Annotated in this window: 22 protein-coding genes; all 22 read right to left on the reverse strand. The window is 39.4% G+C overall.

What is annotated here, in order from left to right:
- The 22 genes from cobI to BLP54_RS05775 all read right to left on the reverse strand — a co-directional run bounded on the left by cobI (position 1) and on the right by BLP54_RS05775 (position 24412).
- Positions 1-699 (reverse strand): precorrin-2 C(20)-methyltransferase, encoded by a 699-nt coding sequence (cobI, locus tag BLP54_RS05670; protein WP_090167649.1) that lies wholly within the window; start codon positions 697-699, stop codon positions 1-3.
- A gap of 88 nt (positions 700-787) precedes the next feature.
- Positions 788-1678: a DUF362 domain-containing protein gene (locus BLP54_RS05675; protein ID WP_090167651.1), complete on the reverse strand. Its 891-nt coding sequence runs from the start codon at positions 1676-1678 to the stop codon at positions 788-790.
- A 71-nt stretch (positions 1679-1749) separates the two neighbouring features.
- On the reverse strand, positions 1750-4950 hold the full coding sequence (carB, locus tag BLP54_RS05680; protein WP_090167654.1) for a carbamoyl-phosphate synthase large subunit: 3201 nt from the start codon (positions 4948-4950) through the stop codon (positions 1750-1752).
- Positions 4950-6020, reverse strand: coding sequence for a carbamoyl phosphate synthase small subunit (locus BLP54_RS05685; RefSeq protein WP_090167656.1), 1071 nt, complete (start codon positions 6018-6020; stop codon positions 4950-4952). The genes carB and BLP54_RS05685 overlap by 1 nt, the downstream gene beginning before the upstream one ends.
- A 71-nt stretch (positions 6021-6091) precedes the next feature.
- Entirely contained in the window at positions 6092-9892 is a 3801-nt protein-coding gene (locus BLP54_RS05690) for a phosphoribosylformylglycinamidine synthase (protein WP_090167658.1), read from the reverse strand.
- A 144-nt stretch (positions 9893-10036) separates the two neighbouring features.
- Positions 10037-12442, reverse strand: coding sequence for an ATP-dependent DNA helicase (locus BLP54_RS05695; RefSeq protein WP_090167660.1), 2406 nt, complete (start codon positions 12440-12442; stop codon positions 10037-10039).
- 70 nt (positions 12443-12512) lie between these two features.
- The gene (locus tag BLP54_RS05700) at positions 12513-12737 is read right to left on the reverse strand and encodes an HPr family phosphocarrier protein (protein WP_090167662.1); all 225 of its coding nucleotides are present in this window, start codon (positions 12735-12737) and stop codon (positions 12513-12515) included.
- Positions 12738-12935: 198 nt separating this feature from the next.
- Positions 12936-14159 carry an EAL and HDOD domain-containing protein gene (locus BLP54_RS05705; protein WP_090167664.1) on the reverse strand — a complete coding sequence of 408 codons (1224 nt, stop codon included), beginning with the start codon at positions 14157-14159 and terminating at the stop codon, positions 12936-12938.
- Positions 14160-14321: 162 nt separating this feature from the next.
- Complete coding sequence (locus BLP54_RS05710; RefSeq protein ID WP_090167666.1) at positions 14322-14735, reverse strand: (deoxy)nucleoside triphosphate pyrophosphohydrolase; 414 nt, start codon at positions 14733-14735, stop codon at positions 14322-14324.
- Between the two features lie 325 nt (positions 14736-15060).
- The gene (locus BLP54_RS05715; protein WP_090167820.1) at positions 15061-15396 is read right to left on the reverse strand and encodes a hypothetical protein; all 336 of its coding nucleotides are present in this window, start codon (positions 15394-15396) and stop codon (positions 15061-15063) included.
- An 86-nt stretch (positions 15397-15482) separates the two neighbouring features.
- Positions 15483-16217 carry a YdcF family protein gene (locus tag BLP54_RS05720; RefSeq protein ID WP_242870634.1) on the reverse strand — a complete coding sequence of 245 codons (735 nt, stop codon included), beginning with the start codon at positions 16215-16217 and terminating at the stop codon, positions 15483-15485.
- Between the two features lie 43 nt (positions 16218-16260).
- Complete coding sequence (locus tag BLP54_RS05725) at positions 16261-16512, reverse strand: PF20097 family protein (RefSeq protein ID WP_090167669.1); 252 nt, start codon at positions 16510-16512, stop codon at positions 16261-16263.
- A gap of 87 nt (positions 16513-16599) precedes the next feature.
- Positions 16600-17100: a hypothetical protein gene (locus BLP54_RS05730; protein ID WP_090167671.1), complete on the reverse strand. Its 501-nt coding sequence runs from the start codon at positions 17098-17100 to the stop codon at positions 16600-16602.
- Positions 17101-17402: 302 nt separating this feature from the next.
- Positions 17403-17714, reverse strand: a complete 312-nt coding sequence (locus BLP54_RS15790) for a hypothetical protein (RefSeq protein ID WP_176754483.1) — start codon at positions 17712-17714, stop codon at positions 17403-17405.
- A 127-nt stretch (positions 17715-17841) separates the two neighbouring features.
- On the reverse strand, positions 17842-18021 hold the full coding sequence (locus tag BLP54_RS05740) for a hypothetical protein (RefSeq protein ID WP_090167676.1): 180 nt from the start codon (positions 18019-18021) through the stop codon (positions 17842-17844).
- A gap of 2 nt (positions 18022-18023) precedes the next feature.
- Positions 18024-18365 carry an arsenate reductase family protein gene (locus BLP54_RS05745; RefSeq protein ID WP_090167678.1) on the reverse strand — a complete coding sequence of 114 codons (342 nt, stop codon included), beginning with the start codon at positions 18363-18365 and terminating at the stop codon, positions 18024-18026.
- Positions 18366-18378: 13 nt separating this feature from the next.
- Complete coding sequence (locus BLP54_RS05750) at positions 18379-18561, reverse strand: YccF domain-containing protein (protein ID WP_090167680.1); 183 nt, start codon at positions 18559-18561, stop codon at positions 18379-18381.
- 20 nt (positions 18562-18581) lie between these two features.
- Positions 18582-18866, reverse strand: a complete 285-nt coding sequence (locus BLP54_RS05755) for an HNH endonuclease (RefSeq protein WP_143001995.1) — start codon at positions 18864-18866, stop codon at positions 18582-18584.
- 56 nt (positions 18867-18922) lie between these two features.
- Entirely contained in the window at positions 18923-19321 is a 399-nt protein-coding gene (mutT, locus tag BLP54_RS05760) for an 8-oxo-dGTP diphosphatase MutT (RefSeq protein ID WP_090167684.1), read from the reverse strand.
- A gap of 12 nt (positions 19322-19333) precedes the next feature.
- On the reverse strand, positions 19334-22477 hold the full coding sequence (locus tag BLP54_RS05765; RefSeq protein WP_242870635.1) for a DEAD/DEAH box helicase: 3144 nt from the start codon (positions 22475-22477) through the stop codon (positions 19334-19336).
- 20 nt (positions 22478-22497) lie between these two features.
- The gene (locus BLP54_RS05770; RefSeq protein ID WP_090167688.1) at positions 22498-22818 is read right to left on the reverse strand and encodes a nucleotide pyrophosphohydrolase; all 321 of its coding nucleotides are present in this window, start codon (positions 22816-22818) and stop codon (positions 22498-22500) included.
- Between the two features lie 4 nt (positions 22819-22822).
- On the reverse strand, positions 22823-24412 hold the full coding sequence (locus tag BLP54_RS05775) for a DUF2075 domain-containing protein (RefSeq protein ID WP_090167690.1): 1590 nt from the start codon (positions 24410-24412) through the stop codon (positions 22823-22825).
- Between the last annotated feature and the right edge of the window lie 4 nt (positions 24413-24416).

Consider the following 24416-nt stretch of genomic DNA (forward strand, 5'->3'; position numbering starts at 1 on the left):
TTACACCTTATCCTTAATAATGATTGTCATCATATATTTAGAATCATCCGGAATCATCATTGCGCCATTAAATATCTGCTCTGTCTCCATGCCACAGTCAATTACCGCATATACGGATATTTTATCAGCCTGTTCCAGCTGCAAAAGGCGCTCTTTAATCTCGCTAATATTACGCCCGCTTTTCATAATTATTTTTGTGCCTGAAAGCTTTAATTCTTCCTCCAGATTTCCCTGACCAGAAATAATATGAATGTTTTCATCTCTCTCGCTAAGAAGAATTCCTGCTGCTGCAGCAGACCCACAGAAAGAAGTGATACCATTAATAATCTCTACTTCTATGCAATCCTTCTTTGCAAGCTTCATTATATAACCAAAAGTTGAATAAACTGTGGGGTCTCCAATGGTAAGAAACGCAAGGTTGTAGCCATCCATAATAAGCTGTCTGTACTTCTCATAAAATTCTGCATGCATTTTAGCAAGAGCCTCTTCATCCCTTGTCATCTCAAAATCATAGCTTATGGTCTTTTTATATTTAAGTTCTGGCACCGCAGGAAGTGCTATCTGAAAAGCACGGCACTCATACTTATCTGCCTTTGGAAGACAAATAACATCCGCCTCTTTTATTGCCCTTACTGCTCTAAGAGTAAGCATCTCAGGATCACCTGGTCCTACACCTATTCCATACAATATTCCCGCCATAGGATACTCCTTAATTCTCCCTCTATTCTAATCTATATTATTACTTCAATATATTATCATATAATGGGGCGCAGAATATAAAGAATCACTAGATTAGTTCTATTAATTCGTATTCAAGACTACCTACTCCAAGTTTAGCTGCTGTTTCAGGAGTATGCTCGCCATTTCTAGAAGTTACACGCTCTAGGAAGTGATCTCTTCCAACATCCTTTGAGGCGTAAACCAGGTCGAGACATGCTCTATCAATCGCTACAGGGTCTAAACTGGCAAGTATTCCAATATCCTTAAGGCAAGGGTCCTCTGCAACAGCACAGCAGTCACAATCTACAGACATATTTGCCATTACATTAATAAATGCAATATTTTTACCAAAGTGGTCTACTACTGCAGATGCTGCCTCAGCCATGCTCTCAAGAAATGCATCCTGCTCTGGTAAATCTGTCCATACAACATCCTGTTCGCTGGCTTTGTCATATTTGCCTGCAGAATGAATGCGGACCTTTCCTGCACAGGAAGCACAGCCTATAGAAAGCTGCTTTAGTGCTCCGCCATATCCACCCATTGGATGTCCCTTAAAATGAGAAAGTACTAACATAGAGTCGTAATTGAGGAAATTCTTTCCCATTATATCTGCATTAAGATGAGTACCATTTTTGATAGGAATTTCGATATCTGGCCCTTCAGCATCCATTAAATCCACATCAAAAAGGTCATTCCAGCCATGTCGCTTTAACAGCTTAATGTGCTTATCAGTGTAGTTTCTTTCACCTTCGTAAGCTGTATTACACTCTACAATTGTGCCATTTACATGCTCCACCATAGGCTTCCAGAAGGCTGGTTTTAAATAATTCTGATTGCCCTCTTCCCCTGAGTGAACCTTTACAGCAACCTTACCTGGTAACGTAACACCAAGTTTGTCGTACATTTTTACTACAGCCTCAGCTGTAACATCCTTGATAAAATAAACCTTTGATGCCATATATCCCCTCCTATAATTTATCTAAACTATTATCATTATATAGCATCAAAGGTCATTATTTCAAAAGCATTTTATATCTTTGCTACATCAACAAGTGTGTACTCTGTTGTAGCACTTTCAAGTGAAGTTGCAAGAGCCACTGCGGTATCCATTGCTGTGATACAGTTGATACCTGTCTCGATAGCATTTCTTCTGATGAGGAAGCCATCTCTTGTCTTGTCACCGTGTCCCTGAGTAGGTGTGTCGATAACAAGGTCAATCTTATGTCCAAGGATAAGGTCCATTACGTTTGGAGATTCCTGAGTAATCTTGTTTACCCAGCGAGCCTCAACGCCACCCTCCTGTAAGTACTTTGCAGTAGAACGTGTAGCGTAGATTGTGTAACCAAGCTTTTCAAATCTCTTTGCTACCTCAAGTGCCTCTGGTTTATCAGCATCCTTTACAGTGATAATCATCTGCTTGTGCTTTGGAAGAACAACTCCCGCACCAAGGAATGCCTTGTAAAGAGCTTCCTCGAAGGTCTTTGCGATACCTAAACACTCACCAGTAGACTTCATCTCAGGTCCAAGGGAAATCTCTGCACCACGAAGCTTCTCGAAGGAGAATACTGGCATCTTAATTGCGATGTAATCTGCTTCTGGCTGAAGTCCTGGCTCATAGCCCATATCAGTAATCTTGTGACCAAGAATTGCCTTCGCTGCAAGGTCTACGATTGGAATACCTGTAACCTTACTGATGTATGGAACTGTACGAGAGCTTCGAGGGTTAACCTCGATTACGTATACCTCTCCGTCCATGGCGATGAACTGGATGTTAATCATACCAAGTACGTGAAGTGCCTTTGCAAGTCGCTCTGTGTAATCTACAATCTTATCTTTTATATCCTGGCTGATTGTGTGAGCAGGATATACTGAGATACTATCACCTGAGTGGATACCAGTACGCTCGATATGCTCCATGATACCAGGAATCAGGATGTTCTCACCATCGCAGATAGCATCGACCTCAATCTCCTTACCCTGTAAATATTTATCTACAAGGATTGGGTGATCCTGAGCAATCTGGTTGATGATATCCATGAACTTCTCGATTTCTTCATCGTTGAAGGCGATCTGCATACCCTGTCCACCAAGTACGTATGAAGGACGTACAAGAACTGGATAACCAAGGCGGTTTGCTACTTCCTTTGCCTCCTCAGCTGTAAATACTGTTCCACCTGCTGCACGAGGAATCTGTGTCTGCTCAAGAATCTTATCGAAGAGCTCTCTATCCTCGGCTGCATCAACATCCTCTGCTTTTGTACCGAGGATTGGCACACCGATTTTCATAAGGTGTTCTGTAAGCTTGATAGCTGTCTGTCCACCGAACTGTACGATAGCTCCATCAGGCTTCTCAAGATTTACGATTGATTCTACATCCTCATTTGTAAGAGGCTCGAAGTAAAGCTTGTCAGCAATATCAAAATCTGTAGAAACTGTCTCTGGGTTGTTGTTTACAATGACTGTCTCCCAGCCTTCCTTGGCAAATGCCCATGTGGCATGAACTGAACAGTAGTCGAACTCAACACCCTGACCGATACGGATAGGACCTGAACCAAGAACAAGTACCTTCTTGCGACCTGTTGTCTGAACTGCTTCGTTCTCACTTCCGTATACGCTGTAGTAGTAAGGAGTCATGGCATCAAACTCTGCTGCACAGGTATCAACCATCTTGTAAGCAGCAACGATGCCATTGTCGTAACGCATCTTGCGAACCTGCTCCTCTGTAACCTTTCCATTGAGTTCCGCAATTACGTTATCTGGGAACTCGATTCTCTTTGCTTCCTTAAGAAGCTCTACTGTAAGCTCCTCGCTTGCAAGACGCTGCTCCATCTCAACGAGAATCTTAATCTTATCTATAAACCAAACATCAATCTTTGTGATTTCATGAATCTTCTCGTAGCTAACACCGCGGCGAAGTGCCTCTGCGATGCAGTAGATTCTTCTGTCGTCTACAACTGTAAGTGCCTCTGCAAGCTCCTCGTCAGTCATATCACAGAAATCGTAGCTCATAAGTGAATCTACGTGCTGCTCCAATGAGCGGATGGCCTTCATAAGGGCACCCTCGAAGTTGTTGCAGATAGACATAACCTCACCAGTAGCCTTCATCTGAGTTGTAAGCTTTCTTGTAGCTGTAATGAACTTATCAAATGGAAGACGTGGAATCTTAACTACGCAGTAATCAAGCATAGGCTCAAAGCTGGCGAAGGTCTTCTTTGTTATGGCGTTTGGAATCTCATCAAGTGTATAGCCAAGGGCAATCTTAGCTGCAACCTTTGCGATTGGGTAACCTGTTGCCTTTGAAGCAAGGGCTGATGAACGGGATACTCGTGGATTAACCTCGATTACGCAGTACTCAAAGCTCTCTGGATGAAGAGCATACTGTACATTACATCCACCTGTGATACCAAGCTCATCGATAATACGAAGTGCAGAGGTACGAAGCATCTGATACTCCTTGTCGCCAAGTGTCTGTGAAGGAGCAACTACGATTGAGTCACCTGTATGTACACCAACTGGGTCGATGTTTTCCATGTTACAAACTGTGATGCAGTTACCTGCTGCATCTCGCATAACCTCGTACTCGATTTCCTTCCAGCCTGCAATACATCTTTCTACAAGTACCTCGTGTACACGTGAAAGACGAAGACCGTTTGTAAGAATCTCAACGAGCTCTGCCTGATTGTGAGCGATACCACCGCCTGAACCACCAAGTGTATATGCTGGTCTTAAAACTACTGGGTAGCCAATTGTGTTTGTAAACTTGATACCGTCTTCTACTGTATTAACTACAAGTGAAGCTGCCACTGGCTCGCCAAGCTTTTCCATTGTATCCTTGAAAGCCTGTCTGTCCTCAGCTCTGAAGATTGTCTCGGCTGTTGTACCAATAAGCTTAACACCCTGCTCCTCAAGGAAACCTGACTCAGCAAGCTCCATACCAAGGTTAAGTCCAGCCTGTCCACCAAGTGTTGGTAGAAGTGAATCTGGCTTCTCCTTGATAATAATCTGCTTTAAAACATCTACAGTAAGAGGCTCGATATAAACCTGATCTGCAATTTCCTTATCTGTCATGATGGTAGCTGGGTTTGAGTTTACCAAGCATACCTCCATGCCCTCTTCCTTAAGTGAACGGCAAGCCTGAGTTCCAGCATAGTCGAACTCCGCTGCCTGTCCGATGACGATAGGACCAGAGCCAATCACCATTACTTTCTTAATGTCACTTCTCTTTGGCATTACTGCTCTCCTCCCATCATATTAATAAATCTATCAAACAAGTATCCGCTGTCCTGTGGTCCTGGGCATGCCTCAGGATGAAACTGAACAGTGAAGATGTTCTTTCCTGTATATTTAAGTCCTTCGTTGGTGCCGTCGTTAACATTTACGAAGGCTGGTGTGGCAACCTTTGGATCAAGCTTGTCCACATCTACCACGTAGCCGTGATTCTGAGATGAAATGTACACACGTCCAGTCTCAAGATCCTTTACTGGATGATTTCCACCTCTGTGACCGTACTTCATCTTATGAGTATCAGCACCTGTTGCAAGTGCCATAAGCTGATGTCCAAGGCAGATGGCAAAGATTGGAACATCGCTGTCATAAAGCTTTTTAATCTCATCTATAATAGGTCCGCAATCCTTTGGATCTCCAGGGCCGTTTGAAAGCATAATTCCGTCTGGATTAGATGAAAGGATCTTTTCTGCCTTTGTGTGAGCAGGGTAAATTGTAACCTCACAGCCTCTGTCATTAAGAGACTTTGCAATATTCTTCTTTGCACCAAAATCTAAAAGTGCAACTCTCTTTCCTGCGCCCTTTAACACTGAACTTGTGTCACATGTAACCTTTGTTACCACATCACCTGTAGCATAAGCTTCCAGTCTTGGCTTGATTTCCTCAAAATTGTAATTCTCATTTGTGGTAATCATTCCGTTCATTGTGCCCTTTTCACGAAGAATCTTTGTAAGGGCTCTTGTATCGATACCAGCAATACCTGGAATATCATGCTTAACTAAGAAATCCTGAATGGTACCTTCGCAACGGAAGTTTGAAGGAATACGGCTAAGCTCTCTTACGATAAATCCATCTGGCCATGGTCTGCTACTTTCCATATCTGGTGTGATTCCATAGTTTCCAATCAATGGATAAGTCATGCAAACTGCCTGCCCCGCATAAGAAGGATCTGTGAGGACCTCAAGGTAACCTGTCATCGAAGTATTGAATACTATCTCGCTGACAACTTCTCTTGTGGAACCAATACTTGTTCCCTCAAAAACTGTACCATCTTCCAAAATTAAAAATGCTTTCATCTTACTCCTTTTCTACCCTTTTTGATTTTTATAAAAATCCAAGGTATGGTTCCATACCTTGGATTTACGTTTTATCTGAAGTAATCTACGCCCGCTTCAAAGAGCTTCATGTCCTGGTTTCCGTAGATGTTAAGAGCTACGCCGTCACCTCTACGCTCTGCATGACACATCTTACCGTATACACGTCCATCAGGGCTGGTAATACCCTCGATAGCGCAGTAGCTTCCATTGATGTTCCACTCCTCATCCATTGTAGGATTTCCGTTTTCATCAACGTACTGTGTAGCAACCTGTCCGTTCTCGAAAAGCTTCTTAATCCACTCTTCTGAAGCAACGAAGCGTCCCTCACCGTGAGAAGCTGGTGAACAATATGTCTCACCGAGGTGAGCACCTGCAAGCCATGGTGACTTGTTGCTGACTACCTTCGTATATGCGATTTTTGAAATATGACGTCCGATTGTGTTGTATGTAAGTGTAGGAGCATCCTCTTTCTGTGTATGAATCTCGCCGTAAGGAACAAGACCAAGCTTGATAAGTGCCTGGAAACCATTACAGATACCAAGCATAAGACCATCTCTGTTGTTGAGAAGTCCGTGGATAGCTTCCTTCATCTTTTCATTTCTAAATGCGGTAGCGAAGAACTTAGCAGAACCCTCTGGCTCATCACCTGCTGAGAAACCACCTGGGAACATAACAATCTGTGACTGAGCGATTGCTCTTGAGAACTCGTCAACTGATTCTCTGATATCCTCTGCTGTCTGGTTCTTGAATACCTTTACGTTTGTAATAGCACCAGCATTTTCAAATGCTCTTGCTGAATCGTACTCACAGTTTGTACCTGGGAATACTGGAATAAATACTCTAGGCTTTGCAATCTTATTCTTGCAAATATAGAAGTTCTTTTCCTCGTAAAGACCTGTGTCTACAAGAGATGTATCCTCGTGACTACGTGTCTTGAATACCTTCTCAAGTGTGCCTGTCCATGCTGCGATTGCCTCATCTACAGGAATCTTTACATCCTTATATGTGAATGTAGCATCATCAGTAACTTCACCTACCTCGAAGCCACAATCTGTAAGGCCTCGCTTTTCAAGCTCGTTAATAATAGCAAGTGCGCCATCCTCTGAAACTTCTACTACGATATCGCCGATGACACAGCCAAAGAGCAATACTGACTGACATGCATCTGCAAGCTTAACACCAAGCTTGTTACCAAATGCCATCTTTGATACAGCAGGTACAAGTCCATAAGCATCAAGTGCATAAGCTGCCTTGATATTTCCAAGCTCAACCATCTGTCTTACTACCTCGAAGATTGCCTTAGCCTGCTGGTAGTTTGGCTGATCGTAATTGTCACGAAGAATTCTAAGAAGGAAGAGCTTATCTCCAGCTTCCTTAAGCTCTGGTGTGACAATGTCCTGCTCCTTTGCAACATCTACTGCGAAAGAAACAAGTGTTGGAGGAACATCGATTTCATTGAATGTTCCTGACATAGAATCCTTACCACCGATTGAAGGAAGTCCGAATTCCATCTGTGCCTTATATGCACCAAGAAGTGCTGCGAATGGCTGGCTCCATCTCTTTGGATCCTCGCTCATTCTGCGGAAGTACTCCTGGAATGTAAATCTAATCTTCTTGTAATCACCACCAGTTGCAACGATACGAGCTACTGACTCTAAAACTGCAAGCTGTGAACCGTGATATGGTGACCATGAGCTGACATATGGATTGAAACCGTATGCCATCATTGTAACTGCATCTGTCTTTCCATCAGCTACTGGAACCTTAGCTACCATTGCCTGTGTTTCTGTAAGCTGATACTTTCCACCGAAAGGCATAAGTGTTGAGCCTGCGCCGATTGAACCATCGAACATTTCAACAAGACCCTTCTGTGAGCACTCGTTAAGATCAGCAAGTGAATCAAGCCATGCTGCCTTGAAGTCGCCCTTAGCAACATCCTCAGCAACCTTTTCAATACCAATCTTATCGATGTATTTATCCTTGCTGTCAGGAAGCTCTACATAAACATCTGTCTCCTGATGAGCACCGTTTGTATCAAGGAAGGCACGAGAAAGATTAACAATCTCCTTACCTCTCCAGTTAAGAACAAGACGTGGCTCCTTAGTAACAACTGCAACCTCGATTGCCTCTAAGTTTTCCTCAGCTGCATACTGAAGGAACTTATTTACATCTGCTGGAGCAACAACAACTGCCATACGCTCCTGAGACTCAGAAATAGCAAGCTCAGTTCCATCAAGACCTGCGTACTTCTTTGGAACCTTATCCAAATCAACAGTAAGACCTGGAGCAAGCTCTCCGATAGCAACAGATACACCACCTGCACCAAAGTCGTTACACTTCTTAATAATATATGAAACTTCTTCTCTTCTAAAAAGTCTCTGAATCTTTCTTTCTGTAGGTGGATTACCCTTCTGAACCTCAGCACCACAAACTGCTGTAGACTCTGTATTGTGTGCCTTTGAAGAACCAGTAGCACCACCGATACCATCACGACCTGTACGTCCACCAAGGAGGATAATCTTATCTCCTGGATCAGAATTGAGACGCTGAACAGCACGTCTTGGAGCAGCACCCATAACAGCACCAATCTCCATACGCTTTGCAACATAGTCTGGATGATAAATTTCTTTTACATAACCTGTAGCAAGACCAATCTGGTTACCATATGAGCTGTAACCGTGAGCTGCCTCACGAACAAGCTTCTTCTGTGGAAGCTTTCCTTCGATAGTATCCTTTACAGAAACTGTAGGGTCAGCGGCACCTGTAACACGCATAGCCTGGTATACATAAGTACGGCCTGAAAGTGGATCACGGATTGCACCACCAAGACATGTAGCAGCACCACCGAATGGCTCGATTTCTGTAGGATGATTGTGTGTCTCATTCTTGAAGTTGATAAGCCACTCTTCTTCTGTTCCATCTACGTTGATAGGAACAACAATTGAGCAAGCATTAATCTCATCAGACTCTTCCTGATCCTCAAGCTTACCATCAGCCTTAAGACGCTTCATTGCAAGGAGTGCAAGGTCCATAAGGCATACGAATTTATCATCTCTATCCTTGTAGAGAATCTTGAAATTATCAAGGTAGTCATTGAAAGTATCCTGAATAGGAGCCTTGTAATAGCCATCCTCGATAGTGACATTTTTAAGTTCTGTAGAGAAAGTAGTATGTCTACAGTGATCAGACCAGTAAGTATCTAATACCCTGATTTCCGTAACAGTTGGATCTCTATGTTCGTCATTGGAAAAATAGTTCTGAATGTGAAGGAAATCCTTAAATGTCATAGCAAGATTTAAGGAATCATATAAAGTGCGTAAATCTTTTTCAGCCATAGAAGTGAAACCGTCAAAGGTATTGACGTCGGCTGGTTCATCGAAATTATTAGAAAGAGACTCTGGCTTATCAAGAGAAGTCTCTCTAGAATCAACAGGATTAATACAATGCTTTTTGATAGCATCGAATTCGTCGTCAGTAATGCTACCCTCAATAACATAGGTAGTCGCTGTGTGGATAGTAGGCTCTTCATTTTCATTTAAGAGCTTAAGACACTGCTCAGCAGAATCGGCACGCTGGTCGAACTGACCTGGCAAAAACTCAACAGAGAAGACACGACCATTATAATCAAATGTCTCTTCGTAAACATCATCAACAGGAGGCTCAGAAAACACCGTCTTAACTGCTTTCTTGAAAACGTCGTCAGATACATCCTGAACGTCATAACGAATCAGAACTCTAACTCCTGTAACATCCTTGATGCCTAAGTAACTTCCTATTTCGGAAAACAGTGACTTGGCAGATACTGCAAATTGTGGTTTCTTCTCAACGTAAACTCTTCTTACTTTGCCCACATTACACCTCCGTATATATTAACTTGAAATCTGTGAGACAAGACTCCTGCTATGAAAATTGGGCTAAAAAACTAGTAAAAATAGCAGGTAGCCTCACAGTTAAAATGAGTATAACACAAAAAATTCACAACTCCTAATAATATTTTAGTCTTTTTTCTTCCAGAAATTTGTTAATTTTAACGAAACCTCATCAACCGTGGTAAACACGGCATCATTCCACTCTCGTGGAAATGTTTTTCTATAGCTTCCAAAGCGGAATCGCTCATCCAATAGTGCAATTACACCAACATCATCTTTTGTACGAATCAGTCGGCCTGCCGCCTGTATTACTTTATTCATTCCAGGATACAAATATGCATATTCGAATCCGTTCTTTCCCTCGTCATCAAAGAAATCCGACATAAGCTTTCGCTCATTTCCAACCTGAGGTAATCCCGCTCCAAGAATAATAGAACCAATAAGCTTGCCTCCAACAAGATCTACTCCCTCCGAGAAGATTCCTCCAAGGGTACAAAAGGCCACCATTGATTTGTCCCTTTTCTTTTCGAATTCTGATAAGAAGTCCTCGCGCTCCTGTTCAGTCATGTTCTGCTGCTGGATAATGATTTCTACATCTGCACCCAGGGACTGATACTTTTCATGAATGTCTTCCAAGAATTTATAGGAAGGTCCAAAGACCATGTAGTTACCTTGCTTCGCATTTACGATAGTGTGAATGTATCTGGCAAACTTAAGATATTCATCTTCACCACGTCTGGTGTACTTGCTGGTAACATCTGTTCCAAGAAGCAATATTCTATTTTGCTGGTCAAAAACTGAATCAACATATATCGCATATACGTCACTTATATTGCAGAGCAAATCCTTGTAGTAATCTATTGGCAAAAGGGTTGCGCTGAAATAAACAGTGGCTCTTGCCATATTAAGTCTTTGCTGAAGCTGCTCCGATGGGTCGATGCAATATAAGTGAAGATTGAAATTCTTATCATCATCAAAATCACAATATATCCTGTAGTGATCAGCATCCTGCTGATAAGCAAGAGCCGTGAAATTGCGAAGTCTAAAATAGAAATCCAAAACCTCGTCCTGATAGATTCCAAACTTTACTTCTTTTTTGAAGAGCTGCTCCAAAATCATCTGCAAATTATCGCAGGCATTAAGCAGCATATCTAAATCCTCTAAAACGGTGATGTCCCTGTCGCACATCCTTTTGTACTCAAGCATAATCCTGTTGCACTTTTCGAGAGCGTTCACCAGCTTTTTGCTGACTGGCTTTGCATATCTTTTAATAGAAAGAATCTCTTCTTTTATAAGAGTCTCTGAATACATTTCTCTGGCACGGTCTACCATGTTGTGAGCCTCATCTATAAGGAAAATGTGCTCGCCAGATTTTCCTTCTGCAAAGAATCGCTTCAGATATACATTAGGGTCAAAGACATAGTTGTAATCGCAGATGATTCCCTCACACCAGGTACTAACATCAAGAGCCAATTCAAAAGGACAAACAACATATTCCTCTGCATAGCCCAAAACCACGTCTCTTGTAATGACTGTTTCCTTGGTAATGATTTCGTAGATAACATCATTTACCCTGTCAAAATGACCTCTGGCGTATGGGCAGTTATCAGGATTGCAATCTGCTTCATCGCAAAGACACATCTTCTCCTTTGCTGTAAGCATAATAGTCCTTCCCTCATACCCCTTTTGTACAAGAAGGCTATAGGCATCTCGTGCCGCCAAAGCTGTAGCGGTCTTTGCTGTGAGATAAAAAACTCTCTCAGCAAGATTCTGTCCTAAGGCCATAACAGCAGGGAAAACATTTGCAATAGTTTTGCCTGTACCCGTAGGCGCCTGCATAAATAAAATTTTTCTTCTATATATACTGCGGTAAACATCAGACACAAGCTTCTTCTGTCCATCACGATATTCATAAGGGAACTGAAGCCCTTGAACAGAATCCAAAAGCTCCTGCTTGTGATAATATTGAAAATCAGCCCACTTCCTAAATATATTTATAATAGTAAGAAACCATTCTTCTATTTCATCAAAGGAATAGGTCTGATTAAATCGCTTTATCTCCTCCGTCTCCAGACTGACATAGGTCATCTGCACATCTATTTCAGGAAGATTGTACTCGCTGGCTATCATGTAGGCATAGCACTTGGCCTGAGCCTCATGTACAAGGACTGGCTTTTCAAAGGTCATAACATCCATGTACATTCCCTTTATCTCATCAACGGTAGCTGACCAGACTGTGCCATCCTCATCCATATCCAAAACTACACCATCGGCTCTTCCCTCAAGCCCAATGATGTAATCATCATATTCAACCTGATATTTCAAAGGAACCTCTGCACGATAAAAAGGACCCATAGAGCTTTGAATCTTTCTATGAATCCTACTACCTTCCTGCATCGCCTCGAAAGGATCAACAGAACCTTTACGGTCATCTATATCTCCCTCTCTAAGCAAAAACTCCACAAGGTTTCTTACAGAGATATTTATTTGTGCTTTCTCTCCATCTGGAGTAACTAATCGTGCAACCTTCATATAATTCCTTATTTCAGGCATCAAAAAAGCCTGTGATTATTTCACAGGCTTTATTATACATTATTCGATTTTATGCAACAACGAACTTTTGTACAGCATTCTTAAAAGATGAATCCTCTGGATTATTAAGATGAACACTCATCTCTCTCTTGATGCCCATTGCTATGACACCTAAAAGTGACTTTCCATCGATATAAACAACGCCGCTGTGTAAATCAACATCGCCGCCGCACTCAGATGCTGCCTTAACAAATTCCTCTGCATCTGCTGTATTTTCTAATCTAATTTTAAACATTGTAAAAAACTCCTATTACATAAACAAACACTAAATTAAAATTGCTTAGTATTATATAACATTTTTCCACGGCTGTGTCAATGTAAAACTTGCTCACAAATAATCAATTCTTTTGTCCTATATCAAATACAAAGCCCCGGATATAAATACCCGAGGCTTGTTACGCAATAATATATGACCGTTTATGATTATATTTAACTATTCTATAAACATGTCGCCATACCACTTCAAGGCTTCTACATAAGCATCATATACGACATGCATCTCGATATCCTGAAGAACCATCAAACGTGATACTTCCTGCCAGTCACCAGCTTCATAGCTGAGAAGGAACTCAAGCTGTGGTGAGAAAATACCGTCATCATTAACAAGAGCTTTCTTAATCTCAGCGCTAACACCTACCTGATCTAACGCATCTTCCATAGGCATATCAAGAATAAGATTTAACAATGAGAACAATCCCATAAGGAAAAGCTCGTCCTTACGCATAGCATAATCAAAGGCTGGCGCAAGATTCTCTGCAAATCTAGCTCTGATAAGTGAAAGTCTTGTAATCTCATTTGGCTTACCAGCAGCAAGCTCATTAAATAATGTAGTATTTAACCAGCGACGGATCTCTTTCTGTCCTAAAAGAGCTGTTGCCTGGTTAATTGATCTTATATTTGAATTAATAGTAAGCTTGTTGGCAATTTTAAGAAGCTCGATAGATAATGCTGGATCCTGTGCTACAACATTAGCTACTTCCTCCAAATCAAAATCAGACTGATTGATTACGGTCATGAGCTTCATATAGTTAATCTTAATAGGAGTAACTTCTGTATCCTGAGTATTAATAGGAACTCTAAAGAATGTACCCTCGAAAATCTTGAATAGACCAGAATCCTTCGCCTTATTGAACTCTTCCTTTGTATGAAGGTTCTCAGCGCAGAATGTAATCTTTGGTAATACCTTTTTGAAGGCCTGAGCCTGTTCTACAACATCACCTTCATCTGCATTAACAAGGAATAAATCGAAATCGTCAAGCATTTCCTTATAAGCGTCAACGCTGGCAATTGGAAGATCTTTTATTCCTAATTTAAAGCCCTTACTCTTCAAGTCATGTAAACGCTTTTTATAAGAATCCTCTGGCTTTATAGAATGGTCCATAAGAAGAACTATACGTCCATCAAAGCCAGTCAACTGCTGTTCAATGTTAGCAAATAATGAAATGTTATTAATAGGAATAATAATGTCACAATTTGCTACTAAATCGTCCTCTGAGATACTTTCGAATACCTCGATACCTACGATTGAACCTGCTCCATCGTACTTTCCTGCAGCAAGTAAATGTGGATTTTCAAACATGTTCTCCTTCTGTGCATACAAGCAGTATGAAGCCACAGACATGTCTTCGTAAAATAGTGGTACTAATGTAGCTAGCATAACCCTTCTCCTTTTTTAAGCCCCGTATTTTTAATAAAAACCCCATAAAGTATTCTGACAGAATTGTCTGAATATTTATAATTAATTATAGCACTCCACATTTTTATATTCAATTATTGACACGAAAAAAGCTAGCATTCTAGGAACAATTAATGCTCTTTTTTAGTTTGACCTATGCTGCATGTCTGATTTAATCTTATCTATAAGTGTAATATCAGCTGGCAGCCAGTTTACATCATTTAATGTATCTCTTGTGAGCCACTTTGCAGCTTCAGCCTCTTTTAATTCCAGGCGTCCTTCCTTCACCTCACAATAGAAGCAATCCATCGACAGGTGGAAGGTAGGATAATCATATTCTATCGTATCTATGTAGGGCCCAACCTCTATAAGAGTATCAAGTTCCTCTTGTATCTCTCTTATAAGAGCCTGCTCAGATGTCTCCCCAGCCTCCACCTTGCCACCTGGGAACTCCCAGCCACCTTTATAATCTCCGTAACCTCTTGCGGTTGCGAAAATCTTGTTTTTCTCTTCTATTGAATCACAGATAACTGCTGCAACAACTTTTATTGTTTTCATGACCTTTATTCTCCACGCTGTTTTTCTTGATTGCGCATATAATTTTGTCATTTTGCTTGAATTTATATGCTCAGTAGGGTTTTATTTCATAGCTTATTTGCCGGTCAAGCATATAATTTTTGAAAAAATGGCATTATTATATGCTCAGTGAAGCCATTTTTCATTGCTTTTTGTCTGTTCAAGCATATAATTTTTCAAAAAATGGCATTATTATATGCTTAGAACAAGATTTTCCTCATAGAATTCTCCTATTTGAGCATATAATTTTTTTAAAATTTTCTAAATTATATGCTTGACTAATTCAGGCACCTCCTGCTGGCAGCCTTTACAGCTCAAAATATTTACAGTTATTCCCTTTAGCCTTCTCATCCTCCGCATCTAATCCGTAGTAAAGCATTTCATTATACTTCGCATTGGCAGCCTCACTGGCTTTCTTCTCCCGCCATCTATCTATATCACTGCAAATAGCAAGTGCCTCATCCACTATAAGCTCAGCTGTATTTGGCTTTACATTATAAAGATAAGCCATCATCCTTTGCATCGCCTTGGGACTGCCAAGCATCTTTGCAATTTGCACTCCAAGCTCATCAGGAAATCCCAGACTCCTTATAGCCTGCACTAATTCATCCCTGCTTCTAGCCCATTCTATTCTTGTATCCATAATTCTCCTTATTGAATCGGCTTCGCCGATAATGATTCCCTCATCTGAAAACCATACACCTGTCACAGGATAATAAATAAGCTAAATTATAATATATCCTTCAAAATTCCAAATGTTTCACGAACCATGTTGTTAGGTAGGAATTGATATTCTGTAAATGCTGCGATGCCCGTTATATCAGCATCAGTATATCTCTTAGCAAGAAGAATTCCTCTAAAAAGATGGAAGTTATTGGTTACGATACCAATCTTGGTGTTCTCATCATCTTCTATCATCACAAAAGCATTAGTAATGTTTTGCTTGGTATCAAGGGATTCTTTTTCTACAAGTACTCTATCTTCTGAAATCCCCTGTTCCATAAGATACGCTTTTCCACCTTCACCTTCGCTGATGAATTCATTTGCTCCCTGACCTCCAGTTACTATAACTATTGTATCAGGATTATTGTTAAGATATTCCACTGCAGCATCCAATCTATACTTATAAACAACACTTGGCCCCCAGTCTCTCATTTGAGCTCCAAGAACTATAATGTAGTCCGCTCCATCGTCTCCTTTTGAAAAGAACTGTGTGAGAATACATCCCTGGCAGATAATAAATACTGCTAGCCCTAAGGCTACAAGTCCTCTAAATATCTTTCTAATAATTGTAGGTACCTTTCCCCAGAGCTTCTTTTTCTCCATGAACCATAGGAATCCGAAGAAGATAGACACGAATATCCATATGATAAATGAGAAGGTTCCACTGCCTACAAGAAAAACAGTAATTGAATATATTAATGAAAGAACTGCTAGTGCAGCATATATAAATCTTTTAAGCACTTTATTTATCGCCTCTAAACTCTTAATTTCTTCTGTTTCCCATTCACTCCAAATCTAAAAGAACACAATTACAAGATTTACAAACATATCCTGTATTTCTCTTTTTAGTAAGTCCATTGCCAAGCTTTATCTGCACGCCACCTTCAGATACCACTTTCTTTATAGTTAAAAAGCTGGGTATATGCTTATTGATAACTTCAGTTGGTGCCCAGAATAATGAAGGGATCCCTCTTGAAGCAGCGCTTACACCAATCTCACCTTTAGACATTTCTTTTTGACATTTTGGACAATTCATAACAATTTATTCCTCCTCACTATAATTTCTGTCCTTCTTTCATGTAGTTCTTAAGCATCATTTCCCTTTCTTATATAGCCCCCATATTCACATAAATCGCTCCATAACCTCTGTTGTGTGCATGGAAAGAATTCCAGCACCAAAGGCCTCCATGATTTCCGTATAACTGTCATCAATAAACATGATTTCATCCATATTTATGCCATCACGTTCAGCAATCATTTTCATGATAAGTACCTTCTTATGACGGCTCTCAGTAGATATCAAATCTCCATGATGCTCAAAAACACCTGGGTAACATTCTCTCAAGCGATTATACTTTGAATTGTACTCAAAAGAATTACTACATTCAGTGAGGCCATAGACCTTCACCCCCTGATTAAAATGCAAATTATCTATTAGGTTCTTTACTCCCCTAGGTGCTTGACACTTAATATACGCATTATTATTGATATTGAATCTAAGCCAGTCTTCAGGGCTCTCAAAACCAACAACACGCTTGCCTTCTTCATTGTACATTTTCAGGCATAACAATGTATTGTCCACATCACCAAAGAGAATCTTTATCTTTTTCAATTTTTCCTGCATAGCAACCCCTCCAAAAGTGCTAATTGTAATTAAAATCTAATTGTATTTTAGCCACAGTTTCCACAAGTATCAACTTGATTTTACCACACTTCCAGCGTGTTCGAGAAAAAGCGAAAATTTGTTCGCATGTTCGATTGAATTTTTTAGTTTCAGGGTGTATAGTGATTATATAAAAACAGAACATATTTTCGAATAGATTAGGAGTAATTTTGATGTACAACGGATTAAAAAGAGTTTTTGATAAAATCGATGTAATTTGCCAGATTAAGGCTGATGGTTCAGTCATCCCCCTGAAGTTTCGCCTACAGAATGAAGATGGCATTTACGAAACTTACACCATAAAATCCTACAAGCCTTTGCCTAAAAAAGGCTCCTACACCACACAAGATGGTCTCTTTATCAGCAATCAGACAGATGTCTTTGAATGCAGGGTCCACCTTATGGGGCTCGAGCGTAGCGTTAGGCTTTACTATGACAATAAGGTTAGCAATACCTGGAAGCTGGCGATATAATATACTGCCTACCTTTGGTATAGCAGCATTTATATCAAGTTCCACCATGGCATCTATTTTATAAGCATCTACATCTAACACCCCCAGCTCTTTCAGTGTCACAGACTTTCTTTTTATCCCGCCTATATTGCATATCAATACATGTGTAGGAAGATTTTTGTGAATCTTGGTTGTTATCGGGGCAACAGTAACTGTTGGCGCATATTTATTTCCCCCTCCGATTTTATTCCTATGAGCAGTTAATGCTCATTGTATGCCCATCAACATCTACAGGCTGATTATCCTTGTAGTTATTGTAAATCTCTGCAATCTCTTCCTTAGAAAAATCTGGAAAGCAGGTGTACAGAGTCTCAAGCTCCATTCCTGTGCTTACAAAGTTTTCTACTGTTATTTGGTCTTTCTTATTCATAACTACTCCCAATTCTTCCACACATCAGGCTGATAACCTAATGTGGACTTCTTTCCATTTCTAACAACCGGTGTCTTGATTACCTGCTGAGTCTCAAGCAGTTTCTCCAGCTTATCCTCCTCAGCAATATACTTAATCAAAGCCAGCGCATCCTTATCCTTTGCATCCGGATTAATCATGGCATCTATTCCACCATTGGCATTAGCTACAGCTGTTAATTCGCCCTTGCTCATGCCTTTTTCCTTCATATCAATGAACTGATATTTAATGCCGCGTTCCTTGAAGAATCGCTCAGCTTTCTTTGTATCATTGCACTTCTTAGTGCCAAAGATTTGTATATTCATCTATATGTCCTCTCTAATTAACCTTCACTACTCTCTGCCCAAATTGAGCCAATGAAAGCTTTGCTATCTTAAAAAACTGCTTTCCAAATGGAATTCCTATGATTGTAATGCACCATAATGCTCCTGCAATCCACCACCCCAGAGCACTTAGTAAGCCACCACAGATTATCCATATCACATTTCCAATAAATCGCATTATCTATCCCCTCTAACAAATCATTTACTTTCGCCTGAATACTTAATAGCCAATGCCCTGTATTCTTCACTCAAATATGGACAGCAATCCTCTATAGACACCAATCGTGAACCTTTGGCCCTGTTACAAGCCTTGCACATAGGAATAAGGTTCCTGATGTCATCAGTTCCACCGTGATACTTTGGTATGAAGTGGTCTATGGTGCGCTTATCTGGCTCAACTGCCTTGCCACACTTTGCACAAACACCACCTGTCTTCATCCATATTTGATTCTTTAATGACTCCTTGCGTCTTCGTCTGTTCATGAATCTATTATAATAAAAGTGCTGCAAAGCACAAAGCCCTGCAGCAACGACGTCTTTTACATAGCCTGCCTTATCTGATCTATTAAAGTAATATCCGCAGGCAACCACTCTACAGAATCCAGTTCATCCTTAGAAAGCCACTTTGCAGCCTCAGCCTCTAATAACTTAAGTTCTCCTGATTCTACCTCACACCAGAAACAATCCATTGAAAGATGGAATGTTGGATAATCGTACTCAATTGTATCAATTAATTCTCCAACCTTAACAGTAGCTTCCAGCTCTTCTCTGATTTCTCGTACCACCGCTTCTTGCGGAGTCTCACCTGCTTCAATTTTCCCACCTGGGAATTCCCAGCCGCCTTTAAACTCCCCATAGCCTCTGGCTGTTGAAAAAATCTTTGTTTTGTTCTCAATCGAATCGCAGATTACCGCTGCAACTACTCTTATTGTTTTCATTCAAAACACCATCTAGCTTACAATTAGCTTTTTTGTTTGCTTAATATATTTTGCTGGAATCTCTTCGTCCAGTTTCCAAGTAATATTCATAGGGTTACTACCTGAGTGCTTTACATAATTAACAAAACCCAGGACGCTATAAGATGAAGCATTACCCCAAGCATCCTTCTTTGCCTCCCTAACACATAAAAGGACTTTGCTTCCCATTGTCCTATGATGAATGTATCGTTGACCAGTAGGCGAATGTTCACTCGTAGTGCTCTGGCTCTGCCAATGGAACATTGTCTCATTAATGGAATAATCGTTGTACATTGTTGTTGGAGAGTAATCCTTATCCGACTTATTCAACGTGACAAATAACACATCAATTTTCTTTTCAGGTATCCACTTGACACCTTCTCTAACAGTCACTGGTTTCATAAAATCAAGTGCCACCAGCAACTGATCTCTTGAATATGTGCAATGCAAATCAATTGGGCAATCAAATCTAAAATCCATACTTTTATCAACAAAACCAATATTCTCATATAGATAGTTAAATAGTTCTTTCATTTCTTTCAGCATTACTGGACTTGAAGCCAGATTTCCAATATTTATGTAAGCCTTTTCTGGGGAAACAAAATCAATTACATCCAGCCAAATTGTTACATAAAACATTTGTAGCATTCGTTTCTCAATTTCCGTTAACTTGCTGAAGTCCACATTATCAATATCTTCCAACAACCTAATTATAAATCTAATTAGTCGTCTTGAATCAATTGATGCTAATCTTGAAAAAGCCTTTGTAATATCTTTTTCTAAAGACTCATTAAAATCCTCCACCACACCTGCGTTTACACAGAGTCTGGAGAAATTATCTTTCTTATATATAGCCCTTGGATCCATTCGATAATGCTTAAGAAAATTTGCCATTGTAAGTTTCTTTCCAGTGTCATCAGTGAATGTAGCTATTTTACTCACAATGCCATTCTTTGTTTCAATTGAACTTTTTATATTCTGAAGGACATATTCTCTTGCCTTCTTTTCTAGATATATATAGCACCCCTTTGGAACAGATACAAAACCTTTCTTCAATTCATATTCTACGCTATGTTTTGTATTTGATAATAATGCATTAAATTTTTCTTCGTAATTATATTTTTTATTAGCCTGTCCAACAAAGTCAAGAACTGTCAAACAGTCTTTGCTATCATCTAATCGCAAACCTCTTCCCAATTGCTGTAAAAAGATAGTAAGAGATTCTGTCGGGCGCAAAAATAAGACAGTATTTACAGAAGTAATATCAACCCCCTCATTGTACAAATCAACCACAAAGATAGCCTTTAGTTCTCCTTCCTCCAGGCGTTTCTTAGCAGTAGCTCTATCTTCTTTACTCGAATCTGAATCTAACTCTAAAGATGGAATTCCATTATCATTAAAGCTTTTTGCCATGAATTTTGCATGTTCTTTCGATACACAGAATCCCAATGCTTTCATTTCATCAATCGACACTGTGTATTTCACAACGTTCTCCATTACATGTTTTGCTCTTTTAGCCGCAACAGCACCACTCATAGAAAGAATGTTACTCAATTCATGTCTGTCATATCCACCACGGACCCATCTGACATCAGATAAATCCACAGTATCTGATACTCCAAAATAATGAAATGGGCACAACAATTTTCTATCAATTGCCTCCGGCAAACGTATTTCTGCAGCGATTCGACCACTAAAATATTGAAGAATATCTTCACCGTCCATTCTCTCTGGCGTTGCAGTTAATCCTAATAAAATTTTAGGGTTAAACTTGGCTAATGGTTCCTTATAAATAGGGGCTGTCGCATGATGAAATTCATCCACAACTATAAAATCAAAATAGTCTTCAGGCAATTCATCATATATTTTTTTTGAATTTAATGTCTGTATTGATACAAACAAATGATCCAATGTTTCAGGTTTATGATTTCCAACCCATAAATCGCCAAAATTTAAATCCTTTAAAACTCCTCTAAAAGTTTCTATACTTTGCTCCAAAATTTCTTCTCTATGTGCGACAAAAAGAAGTCTATTCTTTTTCCCTGAATTTTCCTGGCAAAATCTTGCATAGTCAAATGCTGATATAACTGTCTTTCCACATCCAGTTGCAGCAACTACCAAGTTTCTTGTATAGCCCAAAATTTTTCTTTCAGCATCAAGCTTGTCTAGAATTTCTTGCTGATATGAGTAAGGTCGAATATCAAATACAAATTTTCGTTCTTTACCTTCTCCAATATATTTTTCATTTTTCAATGCTTGGATTAATCTAGCTTTTTGTGATTTATCATAAGTCACAAATTCCCTATCATTCCAATAACTCTCGAATGTAGCCGCAACCTTTTCTATTGTTGCAGCCATATCCTTTTCTGCCGCTTTTACATTCCATTCTAATCCACTTGTAAGCGCAGCATTAGACATGTTTGACGATCCAATATACGCTGTCGTAAATCCGGTTTCTCTGTAGAATATATACGACTTAGCGTGAAGGCGCGTTCTCTTTGTGTCATATGAAATTTTAATCTCAGTATTGGTTAATTTAGATAACTCCTCAATTGCTTTTACATCGGTTGCACCCATGTATGAGGTACAAATAACTCGCAAAAGACCTCCATTAGTTGTAAATTCCTTTAATTCCTCAAGAAGTTCTCTCAAGCCACTCCACTTGATAAACGAGACCAACATATCAATTTTATTTGCCGATATTATTTCTTTTTTTAGTTCAGCAAGCATTTGAGGTTCTCGTACTGCACCTGTAAACAAACTACTATATGCTATAGACGTTTCAGGTCGATTAATATCTTTCGCTTTCTTTCCTAGCAATAATCTCTCATCTTTATCATTTAGCACGGACAATAATTGGTCTCCTGTCGAATCAATCATAAGCTGTTTTTTTGACTCTGAATCAACCATTTCAATAACTTTATTGATGTACTCAATTTGATTACCGAGAGCACCATCCCCTAGGTTCTCATATATATCGTCCAATTTTTTCTTTAAAAGTTCCGCTACATATGTAGACAAAACTCTTGAGGCTTCTGCTGAATCAACTTTTTCTTGATACTTGCATTCTTCCGGAATCAGTTCCAGTTCACTATTAAGTTGTCCATTTATAATTTGCTCATATAACCCCGGTTTCATAATGCCTCCACATGAATAATTTATAATTGATTATACTTATCAGCCTTCCCCCTAGCCTTCTCCACTGGATACTTAGCTTCATTCTGATCCATCTTCTTGTTGATAATCTCATCAGGATCAACACCTAGCTTATCTGCAAGGTTCTGGCAATAAACCATTACATCCGCTAATTCTTCTTTTACATGTTCTTCATCATACTTGTCGTTATCCCACTGAAAACACTCAAGAAGCTCTGCTGCTTCAATAACAATGGATTTTGCAAGGTTGACTGGCGAATGAAACTGGTCCCAATCTCTATCGTCAGTAAATTTTCGTATTCTTTTGATTGTCTCTTGTTTCATAGAATTATTCTCCTGCTATTTCTACGTACTCCCCAAAATACTCTCTCAAATCATCATCACATACAAAGAGATATGTTCCTTTTATACCTCTAGTCATAAGAACATAATAAATATTCTTGATGTAATTCAATAATTCATCATAATCAGCAGTCTTCTTGCCATTTTGATCATAATAATTTTCAGCTCTTATGATGATTTCTTGTTTATCCTTATCGTAACCAATATCATTGCCTAAAACAACAAAGGCGTAATTTAAATCATATCCTTGTATCGAATGAATACACCCTACTTCATCAATTGCTTCTTTAGTGTGAACCCATCCTTCTGTGCAATGATTCCATTTTCTAGAAATATCTTGGATAGAAATATCTGTCTTTGTCTTATCACTTTGGCTAATCCAAGGCCATGCATAGCCGGCTATCATTCGTGTCAATGAATAATGATTTTCCTTGAGATACATATCTTTCTCAAATTCGGAGAAACTCATATACATTTTCAGTTCATATTTTTCAGAATGATATTTTCGACTACAACTACCATTCAGCAATTGTTTTACAAACTCAATATAGTCGTTCCCACCTTGCACTCTCATCTGAGTAAACAAAGTGTAATAAGCTATAAGCCTTTTAGGCACAGTGTTATCCATTTTCTGATCAAATCGTTCAATATCAATACCAGATGGTCCTACCACCTGCATGCTATCGTAGAAAAGAACTGAACAATCTGATTGCTTTAAAATCCAATCGAGTTCATCTGATTCCGTTGACAATCCAAGTTTTTCACAATTCTTTTTAAATGCGCCCATATAAGAAATATTCTTATACTGATGCAATCTATGAGCTTCATCTACAAGCAAAATATCATATTTCCTTTTTGTAACATCAGAAGGGGACAAAATTTGTGAAGGCTTCAACCCATAAATACTTTTGAATATTTGTTTCATTGTCTTTCTTAACGACACCTGTGGAACAACAAAACCAATAGTTTTATCTTTAAATAATTCATCATCAGAAAGATATTTCATCAAGTATATGGCAACGATAGTCTTTCCACTACCTGGCATTCCGTTAACCACAACTCTTTTTGTATTCCCTGATTCAAGCTTCTTAAGAATATCCTCAACGGCTGTTCTTTGGCTGTCATTAAGTTCCTTATATGGTGAGTACTTGAAAAGATCAGAGTTCTGAATCTCCTCAAGCGAATGTTTTACAAGTTTCTCCTTCTGAAGTTTCCTCCAAAGTTTTTCAAACTGCTCATCATATTCTTTTTTATTGTAGTATTGTTTATCAGCGATGCCAGAATTCTTATTTGTCACTTGAAACAATTCATCAGCAACAATATATTGAATTAGCTTAGACTCATAATCAAAGGTGACGGATTGATTAAACAACTTCGAATAAATAAAGTGTACCTTATCAAATATCTTCTTTTCTTCATTAGAAGCATGTTGAGTCATCCTAGTTTTGGCATGATTAGATTCGCCTATATATGCCTGTTTTCCATTTTCAAGTATATAAAGCATCGGCCAATTATCTAGAAATGCATCATCACTATATATATTCTTTTTAAAATCCCCATCTATAATTTTAAACATATAA

The sequence above is a fragment of the Pseudobutyrivibrio sp. 49 genome (genome assembly GCF_900100545.1).
GTDB lineage: Bacteria > Bacillota > Clostridia > Lachnospirales > Lachnospiraceae > Pseudobutyrivibrio.